The organism is Streptomyces sp. NPDC008137, from assembly GCF_042957035.1.
Classification (GTDB): domain Bacteria; phylum Actinomycetota; class Actinomycetes; order Streptomycetales; family Streptomycetaceae; genus Streptomyces.
Genome location: NZ_JBIBHN010000002.1, coordinates 433956 through 446177 on the forward strand (window position 1 = coordinate 433956; position 12222 = coordinate 446177).

The window sequence follows — 12222 nt, forward strand, 5'->3', positions numbered from 1 at the left end:
TGTTCCGGCCGTGCTGGCAGAACGACGACACCAACTCATCCTGCGGGCCCTTCGCTCCGGAGGCCCCGCGGCTGTGACCGACCTCTCCGAGCGGCTGGGTGTGAGCCCCGCCACTATCAGGCGTGACCTGGTCAAACTGGAAGAAGACGGTCTTCTCACCCGCGTCCACGGAGGTGCCGTCGTCGAGGAGGGCGACCAGCCCTTCGCCGAGGTCGCCGAGGTGCGCGTGTCCGAGAAGGACGCCATAGCCGAGCGCGCCGCCGCGCTCATCGAGGACGGCCAGTCGGTCCTGCTGGACATCGGGACGACCGCCTACCGACTGGCCCGGCAGCTCCACGGCCGCCGGCTCACCGTGATCACCAGCAACCTGGTGGTCTACGAGGAACTCGCCGACGACGAGGGCATCGAGCTGGTCCTGCTCGGCGGCATGGTCCGCCGCGAGTACCGCTCCCTGGTCGGCTTCCTCACCGAGGACAACCTGCGCCAGCTGCACGCCGACTGGCTCTTCCTCGGCACCAGCGGTGTACGGCCCGGCGGGCAGGTCATGGACACGACGGTCGTGGAGGTGCCGGTCAAGCGCGCCATGATCAAGGCCAGTGAGAAGGTCGCCCTGCTCGCCGACACGGCGAAGTTCCCCGGACACGGGATGGCGAAGGTCTGCGGTCCCGAGGACCTGGACGTGGTGGTGACGAACGCGCCGGTCGACACGGCGACGCTGGCCTCCTTGCAGGAGGCGGGCGTCGAGGTCGTCGTGGCGGGAAGGGTGCAAGAGTGAAGCTGACGATTCTGGGCGGCGGAGGATTCCGTGTGCCGCTGGTGTACGGGGCACTCCTCCAGGACCACGCCGAGGGCCGGGTGACGCACGTCGTCCTGCACGATCTGGACGCCGGACGGCTGTCGGCGGTGACCCGGGTCCTCGCCGAGCAGGCGGCCGGTGTCGCCGACGCGCCCGAGGTGAGCGCCACCACCGACCTGGACGAGGCCCTGCGCGGCGCCGACTTCGTGTTCTCCGCGATCCGCGTCGGCGGTCTGGAGGGCCGCGCGAACGACGAACGGGTGGCCCTGGCCGAGGGCGTCCTCGGCCAGGAGACGGTCGGCGCGGGCGGCATCGCCTACGGCCTGCGCACGGTCCCGGTCGCCGTCGACATCGCGCGGCGGGTGGCCCGGCTGGCGCCCGAGGCCTGGGTCATCAACTTCACCAACCCGGCCGGCCTGGTCACCGAGGCCATGTCCCGCCACCTCGGCGACCGGGTCATCGGCATCTGCGACTCCCCGGTGGGCCTCGGCCGCCGCATCGCCCGCGTGCTCGGCGCGAACCCCAGGGAAGCCTGGATCGACTACGTCGGTCTCAACCACCTCGGCTGGGTGCGCGGCCTGCACGTCGCCGGCCGCGACGAACTGCCGCGGCTGCTCGGCGACCCCGACCTGCTCGGCTCCTTCGAGGAGGGCAAGCTCTTCGGCGTCGACTGGCTGCGCTCCCTCGGCGCGATCCCCAACGAGTACCTGCACTACTACTACTTCAACCGAGAGGCCGTACGGGCCTACCAGCAGGCCGAGAAGACCCGCGGCGCCTTCCTGCACGACCAGCAGGCCCGCTTCTACGCCGAGATGAGCAACCCGGACGCCCCCGCGCTGAAGGTCTGGGACGACACCCGCGCGGAACGCGAGGCCACCTACATGGCCGAGAACCGCGAGACGGCGGGCGCCGGCGAACGCGACGAGGACGATCTGTCCGGCGGCTACGAGAAGGTGGCCCTCGCCCTGATGCGGGCCATCGCCCGGGACGAGCGCACGACCCTGATCCTCAACGTCCGCAACCAGCGCACCCTGTCGGTCCTGGACACCGACGCCGTCATCGAGGTGCCCTGCCTCGTCGACGCCAACGGCGCCCACCCCGTCACCGTCGCCCCGCTGCCCGACCACGCCACCGGACTGGTCTGCGCGGTCAAGGCCGTCGAGCGCGAGGTGCTGTCCGCCGCCGACTCCGGCTCCCGGGCGACGGCCGTGAAGGCCTTCGCGCTGCACCCGCTCGTCGACTCCGTCAATGTGGCCCGCCGGCTGGTCGAGGGCTACGCCGAGGTCCACCCGGGGCTCGCGTACCTTAGGTGAGAGCCGTTAGGTAAGCGCTTTCCCTCCCGCTCTTCCCGCTTCCTGGAGACACTTCATGCACGACGAAAGCCGCCGCATCGAGGAGCGCGTGCAGCGCCTCCACGACCAGCGCATCAAGACCGCGGTCTACGCGGCCACCGTCCCCTTCGAGGTGGCGGCCTGGCAGGCACCGGGGGAGCCGGTCCCGTTCGAGGAGGCCGCCGCCGCCACGTACGAGCCGTTCGCGATGGGCACCCCGTGGGGCCCGCCCTGGGGCACCACCTGGTTCCGGATGCGCGGCCAGGTGCCCGCCGAGTGGGCCGGCAAGCGCGTCGAGGCCGTCATCGACCTCGGCTTCGTGGGCGACTGGCCCGGCAACCAGGCCGAGGCCCTCGTGCACCTCGCGGACGGCACCCCGCTGAAGGCCGTCAACCCGCTCAACCAGTACGTGGCGATCGCCAACCCGGCGACGGGCGGAGAGACGGTCGACTACCTGGTCGAGGCCGCCTCCAACCCCGACATCCTCGCGGACAACTTCTCGAAGATCACCCCGCTCGGCGACAAGCTGACCGCGGGCGACCAGCCGCTCTACACCTTCCGCGGTGCCGACATCGCGGTCCTCGACGAGGAGGTCTGGCACCTCGACCTCGACGTCCAGGTGCTGCGCGAGCTGATGCTGGAGCTGGGCGAGCACGACCCGCGCCGGCACGAGATCGCGCACGCCCTCGACCGGGCGATGGACCTGCTCGACCTGGACGACGTCTCCGGCTCCGCACCCGCCGTCCGCGAGGCGCTGAAGCCGGCCCTGGCCCGGCCCGCGCACGCCAGCGCCCACACGATCTCCGGCGTCGGCCACGCCCACATCGACTCCGCCTGGCTCTGGCCGATCCGCGAGACCAAGCGCAAGACGTCCCGCACGTTCTCCAACGTCACGTCCCTGGCCGACGAGTACGACGACTTCATCTTCGCCTGCTCCCAGGCCCAGCAGTACGAATGGGTGCGCGACAACTACCCCAAGGTGTGGGCCCGCATCCAGGAGTCCGTCAAGAAGGGCCAGTGGGCGCCGGTCGGCGGCATGTGGGTCGAGTCCGACGGCAACCTGCCCGGCGGCGAGGCCGTCGCCCGCCAGTTCATCCACGGCAAGCGGTTCTTCATCGAGCACTTCGGCATCGAGACCAAGGGCGTCTGGCTGCCGGACTCCTTCGGCTACAACGCGGCCTACCCGCAGATCGCCAAGCTCGCCGGGAACGAGTGGTTCCTCACCCAGAAGATCTCCTGGAACCAGACCAACAGGTTCCCCCACCACACCTTCTGGTGGGAGGGCATCGACGGCACCCGCATCTTCACCCACTTCCCGCCGGTCGACACCTACAACGCCCGCTTCAGCGGCGAGGAGATGTCCCGCGCGGTCCGCAACTACTCGGAGAAGGGCGGCGCCTCCCGCTCCCTGGCGCCCTTCGGCTGGGGCGACGGCGGTGGCGGCCCCACCCGCGAGATCATGGAACGCGCCCGCCGGCTGGCGGACCTGGAGGGCTCGGCGAAGGTCGTCGTCGAGCACCCCGACGAGTTCTTCGCCAAGGCGCGCGAGGAGTACCCGGACGCGCCCGTGTGGGTCGGCGAGCTCTACCTGGAGCTGCACCGCGCCACCTACACCTCCCAGGCCCGCACCAAGCAGGGCAACCGCCGCTCCGAACACCTCCTGCGCGAGGCCGAACTGTGGGCGACCACGGCCGCGCTGCACGCGCCGGGCTACGCCTACCCGTACGAGAAGCTGGACCGGCTGTGGAAGACGGTGCTGCTGCACCAGTTCCACGACATCCTGCCCGGCTCCTCCATCGCCTGGGTGCACCGCGAGGCCGAGGCCGAGTACGCCCGCGTCGCGCGGGAACTGCACGCGCTCACGGCCGAGGCGGTGGCCGCGCTCGGCGCCGGCGGGACCCGTGTCTTCAACACCAGCCCCTACGCCCGCGCCGAGGTGGTCCGCACCGGCGACGGCGCGCCGCTCTACGTCGAGGTGCCCGCGAACGGCTCCGCGCCCCTCGCCGACGCCCGGCCCCCGCAGCCCGTGACGGTCAGCGGCAGGGTGCTCGACAACGGGATGGTCCGTGTGGAGATCGCCGAGGACGGCACCCTGTCCTCCGTGCGCGACCTGCGCGCCGACCGTGAAGTCCTGGCCGACGCGGGCAACCTGCTGCGTCTGCACACCGACCTGCCCAACTACTGGGACGCCTGGGACATCGACAAGCACTACAAGAACCGCTACACCGATCTCCTCGACGCCTCGTCCGTCACGGTCGTCGAGCAGGACCCGCTGATCGGCGCGGTCCGTGTCGAGCGGGCCTTCGGCAAGGGCTCCACGATCACCCAGACGATCACCGTCCGCGCCGGCAGCCCCCGGATCGACATCGAGACGGACATCGACTGGCACGAGACCGAGAAGATCCTCAAGGCGGCCTTCCCGGTCGACATCCGCGCCCCGCACTCCTCCGCCGAGATCCAGTTCGGCCACATCCAGCGCCCCACCCACACCAACACCAGCTGGGAGTCGGCCCGCTTCGAGGTCTCCGGCCACCGCTGGGTGCACCTCGCCGAGCCCGGCTACGGCGTCGCCGTCATCAACGACTCGACGTACGGCCACGATGTCTCCCGCACGGTCCGCGAGGACGGAGGCACCACGACCACCGTCCGCCTCAGCCTGGTCCGCGCCCCGCGCATCCCGGACCCCGAGGCCGACCAGGGCCGCCACCGCTTCACCTACGCGCTGCTGCCCGGCGCGAGCATCGAGGACGCCGTCGCCGAGGGCTACGCCCTCAACCTCCCGCTCCGGGTCGCCGAAGCGGGCGGCGCGCCCGCACCGGTCGTCTCCGTCGAGGGCGAGGGCGTGACCGTGGAAGCGGTCAAGCTCGCCGACGACACCTCGGGCGATGTCGTCGTACGGCTCTACGAGTCGCGCGGCGGCCGTGCCCAGGGCGTTCTGCGCACCGGCTTCCCGCTCGCCGGCGCACAGATCACCGACCTGCTGGAACGGCCGACCGAGGACGCTGACCTCACCGACGGCGGCGTCTCCGTCACCCTGCGGCCCTTCCAGATCCTCACACTGCGTCTGCGCAGGGGCTGACCCATGGCCATACAACCCTGGTTCAGCGACGCCAAGCTCGGGATCTTCATCCACTGGGGCATCTACGCCGTCGACGGCGTGCAGGAGTCCTGGTCGTTCTACGACGACATCGTCCCCTACGACCGGTACATGTCCCAGTTCGACCGCTTCACGGCCTCCCGCTACGACCCGCGCGACTGGGCCGGGCTCTTCGCGCGGGCCGGCGCCCGGTACGCCGTGCTGACCAGCCGCCACCACGACGGCGTCGCCCTGTGGGACAGCGCCCACGGCGACCTGAACGTGGGCCGTGATCTGATCGGCGGCTACGCGGACGCCCTGCGCGAGCAGGGCCTCAAGGTCGGCCTCTACTACTCGCACTCGGACTGGAGCCACCCCGACTACGCCTCCACCCGCAAGCCCGGCCGCCCGCCGGAGCTGGAGGACAACCGCTATTCGGAGGTGGCGGCGGAGGACGAGGACCTGGCGGCCTGGGAACGCTTCCTGGCCTACCGGGACGGCCAGCTGCGGGAGCTGGTGTCACGCTACAAGCCCGACCTGCTGTGGTTCGACGGCGAGTGGGACCGCAGCGAGGAGCAGTGGCGCATCCCCGAACTGGCCGCCCTCATCCGCGCCGAGGTCCCGGACGTCGTCTTCAACGCCCGCATGCTGAGCGAGGGCGACTACGCCACCCCGGAACAGGGCGCACCCGTCATCCCGCCGGAGGGACCCTGGGAGCTCTGCCTCACGATCAACGACTCCTGGGGCCACCAGCACCACGACCACAACCACAAGTCGGTCGACCAGCTGATCCGCTACTTCACCGAGACCATCGGCGGCGGAGGCAATCTGCTCCTCAGCGTGGGCCCGCGCGAGGACGGCACCATCCCGGCCGAGCAGGCGGAGCGGCTGGAAGGACTCGGCGCCTGGATCGCCAAGCACGCGGAAGCGGTGTACGGCACCGTCCGGGGACTCCCGCCGGGCCACCACTACGGCCCGAGCACCCTCTCGAAGGACCGGCGCACCCTCTACCTGACCCTGTTCGACGCCCCACGCGCCGAGATCAACGTCCGCGGTCTGCTCAGCGAGGTGCGCCGGGTGTTGGTCCTGGGCAGCGGCACGGAACTGCCCCATCGCGTCACCGGTGGCCTGCACGAGACACCGGGCATCCTCTGGATCGAACCCCCCGCCGCGGCGGACCTCGACCCGTACGCCACGGTGCTGGCCGTCGAACTGGAAGGGGAACTGGAGCTGTACCGCGGCGCGGGCCGGTTCTGACGAAAGTTTAAGAAAGCGGTGAAAGGCCTGCTCACGGGCGGTATGTGGACGCCCGTGAGCAGGCCGGTTCGTCTGTGCGACACCTGCGGTTCGCCCGGCCCCCCTGGGATCGGAACGCACAGCGAAAGAAAGGTGTCAGCGTGCGAGACCCGCGTATGTCCGTCATCGGCAAGGGCCTGAAGCGTCGCGGAAGGCTGGTGATGGAGGCGGTCAGTCCCCCGCGCCGGAACCTCGACGCCATCCCCGGCCCTCGCCCGGACACCGACACCGACACGTACACCGCCCCGGCCGCTCCCCGGCTGGTGGACTCGCCCGTCTTCGTGCTGTCGTCGGTGCGCTCCGGCTCGACCCTGCTGCGCGTCCTGCTCAACAGCCACAGCCGCATCCGAGCCCCGCACGAGATGCACCTGCGCACGGTGCACGTCAGCCTCTCCCGCGACTTCACCGCGGACGCCATGCGGGCGCTCCAGCTCGACAAGGACGAGCTGGAACACGCGCTGTGGGACCGGGTGCTGCACCTCGAACTCACCCGCAGCGGCAAGGACCTCATCGTCGACAAGACCCCGCCCAACACCCTCATCTGGCCCCGCCTGCGCCGATGTTGGCCGAACGCCCGCTACATCCTGCTGCTCCGCCACCCCGGCGCGGTCGTCGCCTCCCTCACCAGCCGCCGCACCGACCCCGACCACGATGCCGTCCGCGCCGAGGTCCTGGAATACAGCGAGAAGCTGGAGGAGGCCCGCCGGAACCTCGGCCCGCACGTGATCACGTACGAGGAGCTCACCGCCGAACCGGAGAAGGTCACCCGCGGCATCTGCGACCACCTCGGCGTGCCCTGGGAGCCCGGCATGCTCGACTACGGCAGCAAGGACCACGGCACCTTCCGCCCCCAGCTCGGCGACTGGTCCAGCACCATCAAGTCCGGCCGCATCCAGACGGCCCGCACCGCCGACCCGGATGTGGAACTGCCCCCACGCCTGAAGGAACTGGCCCAGGCGTGGGGGTACGGCGTCTAGCGGGAGCTAGAGGGGCAGCGCCCCGACCGCGGCCTGCGGGGCCGCCCCGAAGGAGTCGACCGGCACCGGCGGCAGCGGTTCGGCATCCTCCGCCCGCTGCTGCGGCAGCGTCACCGGACGCAGCGGGCGCGGCCCCGAGACGACCGCGTAGTCCTGGCCCAGGAACGGCGGAACCACTTCGCCCGGGTCCTCGCCGAGCGCCAGCTGGACCGCTGCCCAAGGGGCGTTGATGCCACACAGGGACAGTTGGTGCAGGCCGCCGGCCGGGCGGGTGTTGACGTCCATGAGGACCGGCCGGTCGCCGAACATCCGGAACTGGATGTTGGACAGGTAGTGCAGACCGAAGCTCTCCGCGATCCGCCGGGCCGGGTCCAGCCACTGCTCGTGCAGCGTGAAGCCCCGTCGGCGGCCGTTCTTGGTGCGGCCCACGGCCATCCGGACCCGGTTGTCCGGACCGGTCAGGCAGTCGACCGACACCTCGGGCTGCTCAAGGCGCGGCATCACCAGCCAGTCCACCGGCCCCTCCGCCTGCCGCAGCGCCTCCAGCACCAGATCGAGCGGCACGTACGGGCTGGGGAAGCCGTCCAGCTGCGACAGCGAGAAGGGTGAGCGGGTGATCACGCGGAAGCCCACGCCGCCCGCTCCGGACGCCGGCTTGAAGCACGCCTTGTGCCCGCCGGCCTCCAACTCCTCGACAGCGCCGACCAGTTCGTTTTCCGAGCGGACCCGGTACCACGGCGGCACCGGCACGCCGATCGCCTGGACCGCCTCGTAGGCGATCACCTTGTCGTGGAAGACGGCCACCGCCTCGGGCGGGGGCGCCAGCACCGCCGTGCCGGCCGCCTCGAACTCGGCACGGTGCGCCACGACCGCCGACTGGTGCAGCCGGGGGACGAACACATCGATGCCGCGCCGCGCGCACTGGGCCAGCGCGTACTCGACGTACCCGGCCGGGGACAGGCCCTCGGGTTCCAGCTCGGCGGTGTCGGCGGCGGCCAGCACGGGGGAGTCGGGGTCGCCGTGGGTGGCATGGATCTCGACGGCCCGGTCGCTGGGATTTCTCCGCAGCTGATCCATGAAGAACACGTTCTCCGCGTACGTGCGGTTGAGCCAGACGCGTACGCGAGAGACCATGCAGGCCGCCTTTCACGGTTCGCGGGCAGGGCTGAGCAGCCCGTGCCCGGGCAGGAGGAATGTGGGTACACCAAACCGCCCCTGTGAAAGGGAAGTTCTCAGCGGTGGTGTCGCGGCCGATCATACGGCTTCGGCGGGCCCTCTCGTGCAACGCGCGTGTGAAGGATTCCTCCCGTCGCGGCCGTCCGTCCGGTCTTGTCCCCGGGCGCCGGGATGTGATCTCTTGGTGGCGTTCGTGTGTGCGGAGGGGGATGAGGGTGACATCGTCGGCCGGTGGTGCCGGACAGCTGCTGGCCATCAGTGATCTGCACATCGGCTACTCCGAGAACCGCGCCCTGGTCGAGCGCATGGTGCCCGGGACGGACGACGACTGGCTGCTCGTGGCCGGCGATGTCGCGGACACCGTGGCCGACATCCGCTGGACTCTCGAGACGCTCGCGGGCCGCTTCCGCAAGGTCGTCTGGGTGCCCGGGAACCACGAGCTGTGGACCCATCCGAGCGACACCGTCACCCTGCGGGGCGTCGCCCGATACGAGTACCTGGTCGAGCTGTGCCGGGAACTCGGCGTGACGACACCCGAAGACCCCTACCCCGTCTGGGACGGCCCCGGCGGTCCGGTGGCCGTCGCCCCGCTGTTCCTGCTGTACGACTACTCGTTCCTTCCGGCCGGGTGCACGACCAAGGAGCAGGGCCTGGAGTACGCCCACGGCACGGGGATCGTGTGCTCCGACGAGTACCTGCTGCACCCCGACCCGTACCCGAGCCGGGAGGCCTGGTGCCGGGCCCGGGTCGCCGAGACCGAACGCAGACTCGCCGAGCTGCCCGGCGACCTGCCCGTGATCCCCGTCAACCACTACCCGCTGCACCGGCACCCGATGGACGTCCTGTGGCACCCCGAGTTCGCCATGTGGTGCGGTACCGAGCTGACCGCCGACTGGCACCGCAGGTTCCGCGTCGACACGATGGTCTACGGCCATCTGCACATCCCCCGCACCACCCGGCACGAGGGCGTGCGCTTCGAGGAGGTGTCGGTGGGCTACCCCCGCGAGTGGCGCAAGCGGTCCGGGGACCCGGGGCGACTGCGGCGCATCCTGCCGAGGGAGGGCGAGGAGAGGTGATCGAGGAACTGCTGCCCGCGAGCGTGGTCACCGTGGAGGCCTACGGGCAGGACGGCGCGGACACCCCGCTGTACCCCGAGGAGGCGGCGCTCATGACGCGGGCGGTCGCCAAGCGCCGGCGGGAGTTCGCCGTCGTCCGCTCCTGCGCCCGCCGTGCCATGGAGAAGCTCGGCGTGCCGCCGCAGCCGATCCTGCCCGGGGAGCGCGGCGCCCCGGGCTGGCCCGCCGGGCTGGCCGGCAGCATGACGCACTGCGACGGCTACTGTGCCGCCGCCCTGGTCCGCGCCGCCGACCTGGCCTCCCTCGGCATCGACGCGGAGGTCCACGGGCCGCTGCCCGAGGGGGTCCTGCCCTCGGTGTCCCTGCCGTCCGAGGCGGCACGACTGCGCCGGCTGGCGGCCGAGCGCCCCGACATCCACTGGGACCGGCTGCTGTTCAGCGCGAAGGAGTCCGTCTACAAGGCGTGGTTCCCCCTCACCGGGAAGTGGCTGGACTTCATGGAGGCCGACATCGAGCTCTCCGTGGACGGCGGCTTCAGCGCGGCGCTCCTCGTCCCCGGGCCGCTGGTGGACGGCCGCCGCCTCGACCGTTTCGAGGGCCGCTGGACGACGTCCCGCGGCTTGGTCGCAACGGCCGTCGCGGTACCGCACCCCTGAGGCGCCGCGCGCCTCTCAGGGGCGCGGGGAACTGCGCGAACAACCCCGAACGGCCCGCACCCGGAAAACCACCCGCACCCCCGAGCTCGACTCCGCCCCCTCACAGGCGCTACTCAGGACACCAGCTCCGCAGCAACCCGAAAAACTCCTCTTCGTTACCGGTCAGCCCGGCCCGTTCGAGCGCCGCCTCCGCCTCGGCGAGAACGGCGGGCGGCACCATCGCGGGACGACTGCCGGTCTCCAGATCGAACGCGGCCCGAACGGTGTGCAGCAGCCGCAGATAGGCCTGGACGGCGGCGCGCTCACGGTCGGTCAGTACGGCGGTCTGCATCGGTCGGCTCTCTCCGTGTCGGCGTCATCGGTCGCGCGCCGGTGCGGCGCGCACGCCCCGCACAGAAGGGGCGCACCTCCAGCTTGCCGTCCACCACTGACAATCCGGCCGCGCCGCCCCCCGGTTCGCCCGCTCGGCGGAAGAACCGGACGGCCCGTCAGCCCTGTGGCCCCCGGTACCCAAGCGACGCCTCGATCCGCCCCGCCAGATGGTCCCGCTGCACCGGCCCCCGTGACGACGAACCCGCCAGCCACGCACGGCACTTGCTGGCCAGCAGCAGACCGAAGCTCTCGGCCTCCTTCTCGTCGTCCTGGTCGAAGCGGGTGCGCGCCGCGACCTTCAGGACCGTCGCCTGGAGATCGGCGGTGTCGTCGAGCAGCCGGGCCGCTACCGCCGCCCCCTCGACGTGATGGGAGCAGTGTCCGGCGTTCATGTGCCACAGCTCGTGGCCGAGGATCACCAACTGGTGGTCCGGCGCGGTGCGTTCCTCGATCACGACGAGGTCCTGCTCGGCCATGTCGAGCCACAGCCCGCTGGCGGTCCCGATCGGGAAGGCGGCCGTACGGAAGTGGACGGGCCGGCCGCGGCGTCTGCTCATGGCGTCGCAGAGCGCGGCGTACAGCTGGTCGGGCCGTGCCGGCGCGGGGAGGGTCAGCTCCGCGACCAGCTCGCCGCACAGGCGGCGCATTTCCTTACCGATGCCCACAGTTCTCCCCACGGTCACGAATCGGGCCGCTTGACGCTCTCCAGGAGCATGTCCAGCCACTCCGCGACCTTGTCACGGTGCTGGTCGGTGGGCAGCTGCGCGGCCCGCCAGGCGATGCCGCGCACGCCGTGGTCCTGCAACAGCCGCTCCAGCGGGTCGTCGGCCGCCGCGGCCGCCTCCCGCTCGCGGTCGGCGAGCTTCTGCAGCAGCTCCTGCTCGGTGTGCTGGAGGGCGCTCACCAGCGCCTCGGGGTCCTCCGCCGTGAGGAAACCGGCGTGCACCCGGAAGAACCGCTGGAGGGCGTCGCAGTGCTCCATGGTCGGCCGGCGGTCGCCGTTGATGAGGGCGCCCGCCTGCTGCCGGGACATGCCCGCGCCGTCGGCGATCTCCTGCTGGGTGTACTTGCGGCCGGTGGGCTTGAGCCGGGTGCGGCGCAGCAGGTCCAGGCGCTGCAGGAACCGGGCCTGGACATCGGGCTCGCCCGCGGGCCTGCCGCAGAGCAGGGCCTTCACCACCGGTTCCGGAACCCCGGAGGCGACGGACAGCCGGCCGGTGCCGAAGACCTCGGCGTACGGCACGCCGAGCCGGTCGGCGAGCGCGGTGACACGGGAGACGACGGCCGATAGTACGGCCGTCGGCGTGGCGCCCGGACTTTCGACGAAGCCACCCGTCACCGACAGATCTCCTACGTCTCTCACAGGCTTCTCACAAGTGGATGCCGTGACTTTCCCCGGCGTGAACTTCCCGGAGCGTAGCCGGTGCTTCGAACTCACATCCAGGTCTCGCCACAACTGTGGCCAA

11 protein-coding genes are annotated in these 12222 nt (G+C 71.3%); 7 read left to right on the forward strand and 4 right to left on the reverse strand.

Annotated features, from left to right (window positions below; all coding sequences use genetic code 11):
* The first annotated feature begins 10 nt into the window (after nt 1-10).
* From ACFZBT_RS05485 to ACFZBT_RS05505, 5 genes are all read left to right on the forward strand, one after another.
* The gene (locus ACFZBT_RS05485; protein WP_391098903.1) at nt 11-775 is read left to right on the forward strand and encodes a DeoR family transcriptional regulator; all 765 of its coding nucleotides are present in this window, start codon (nt 11-13) and stop codon (nt 773-775) included.
* Complete coding sequence (locus ACFZBT_RS05490) at nt 772-2109, forward strand: 6-phospho-beta-glucosidase (RefSeq protein WP_391098614.1); 1338 nt, start codon at nt 772-774, stop codon at nt 2107-2109. Before ACFZBT_RS05485 ends, ACFZBT_RS05490 begins: the two co-directional genes overlap by 4 nt.
* A 55-nt stretch (nt 2110-2164) precedes the next feature.
* Nucleotides 2165-5206 carry a glycoside hydrolase family 38 C-terminal domain-containing protein gene (locus ACFZBT_RS05495; RefSeq protein ID WP_391098617.1) on the forward strand — a complete coding sequence of 1014 codons (3042 nt, stop codon included), beginning with the start codon at nt 2165-2167 and terminating at the stop codon, nt 5204-5206.
* A gap of 3 nt (nt 5207-5209) precedes the next feature.
* Nucleotides 5210-6460 carry an alpha-L-fucosidase gene (locus ACFZBT_RS05500; RefSeq protein WP_391098620.1) on the forward strand — a complete coding sequence of 417 codons (1251 nt, stop codon included), beginning with the start codon at nt 5210-5212 and terminating at the stop codon, nt 6458-6460.
* Nucleotides 6461-6600: 140 nt separating this feature from the next.
* A complete protein-coding gene (locus ACFZBT_RS05505; protein ID WP_391098622.1) occupies nt 6601-7476 on the forward strand; it encodes a sulfotransferase in 876 nt (291 codons plus the stop codon).
* A gap of 6 nt (nt 7477-7482) precedes the next feature.
* On the opposite strand, the gene ACFZBT_RS05510 is transcribed toward ACFZBT_RS05505, so the two are convergent.
* Complete coding sequence (locus ACFZBT_RS05510; protein ID WP_391098625.1) at nt 7483-8610, reverse strand: ATP-grasp domain-containing protein; 1128 nt, start codon at nt 8608-8610, stop codon at nt 7483-7485.
* Nucleotides 8611-8867: 257 nt separating this feature from the next.
* Here ACFZBT_RS05510 and ACFZBT_RS05515 point away from each other — a divergent pair, with 257 nt between their 5' ends.
* Both ACFZBT_RS05515 and ACFZBT_RS05520 read left to right on the forward strand, forming a co-directional pair.
* Entirely contained in the window at nt 8868-9728 is an 861-nt protein-coding gene (locus ACFZBT_RS05515) for a metallophosphoesterase (protein ID WP_391098906.1), read from the forward strand.
* On the forward strand, nt 9725-10384 hold the full coding sequence (locus tag ACFZBT_RS05520) for a 4'-phosphopantetheinyl transferase superfamily protein (protein WP_391098627.1): 660 nt from the start codon (nt 9725-9727) through the stop codon (nt 10382-10384). Before ACFZBT_RS05515 ends, ACFZBT_RS05520 begins: the two co-directional genes overlap by 4 nt.
* 109 nt (nt 10385-10493) lie before the next feature.
* Here ACFZBT_RS05520 and ACFZBT_RS05525 read toward each other — a convergent pair whose 3' ends face one another.
* The 3 genes from ACFZBT_RS05525 to ACFZBT_RS05535 form a co-directional block, all read right to left on the reverse strand.
* Nucleotides 10494-10715 (reverse strand): hypothetical protein, encoded by a 222-nt coding sequence (locus ACFZBT_RS05525; RefSeq protein ID WP_391098629.1) that lies wholly within the window; start codon nt 10713-10715, stop codon nt 10494-10496.
* Nucleotides 10716-10872: 157 nt separating this feature from the next.
* Nucleotides 10873-11403, reverse strand: a complete 531-nt coding sequence (locus ACFZBT_RS05530) for a toxin-antitoxin system, toxin component (RefSeq protein ID WP_391098909.1) — start codon at nt 11401-11403, stop codon at nt 10873-10875.
* Between the two features lie 32 nt (nt 11404-11435).
* Nucleotides 11436-12095, reverse strand: a complete 660-nt coding sequence (locus ACFZBT_RS05535; RefSeq protein WP_391098631.1) for a helix-turn-helix domain-containing protein — start codon at nt 12093-12095, stop codon at nt 11436-11438.
* Nucleotides 12096-12222 lie beyond the last annotated feature (127 nt).

What these genes read in the sequence shown, in the direction of transcription:
- ACFZBT_RS05495 (WP_391098617.1), top strand. Translation starts at nt 2,165, where the DNA reads ATGCACGACGAAAGCCGCCGCATCGAGGAGCGCGTGCAGCGCCTCCAC.
- ACFZBT_RS05500 (WP_391098620.1), top strand. Translation starts at nt 5,210, where the DNA reads ATGGCCATACAACCCTGGTTCAGCGACGCCAAGCTCGGGATCTTCATC.
- ACFZBT_RS05510 (WP_391098625.1), bottom strand. Translation starts at nt 8,610, where the DNA reads ATGGTCTCTCGCGTACGCGTCTGGCTCAACCGCACGTACGCGGAGAAC.
- ACFZBT_RS05525 (WP_391098629.1), bottom strand. Translation starts at nt 10,715, where the DNA reads ATGCAGACCGCCGTACTGACCGACCGTGAGCGCGCCGCCGTCCAGGCC.
- ACFZBT_RS05530 (WP_391098909.1), bottom strand. Translation starts at nt 11,403, where the DNA reads ATGCGCCGCCTGTGCGGCGAGCTGGTCGCGGAGCTGACCCTCCCCGCG.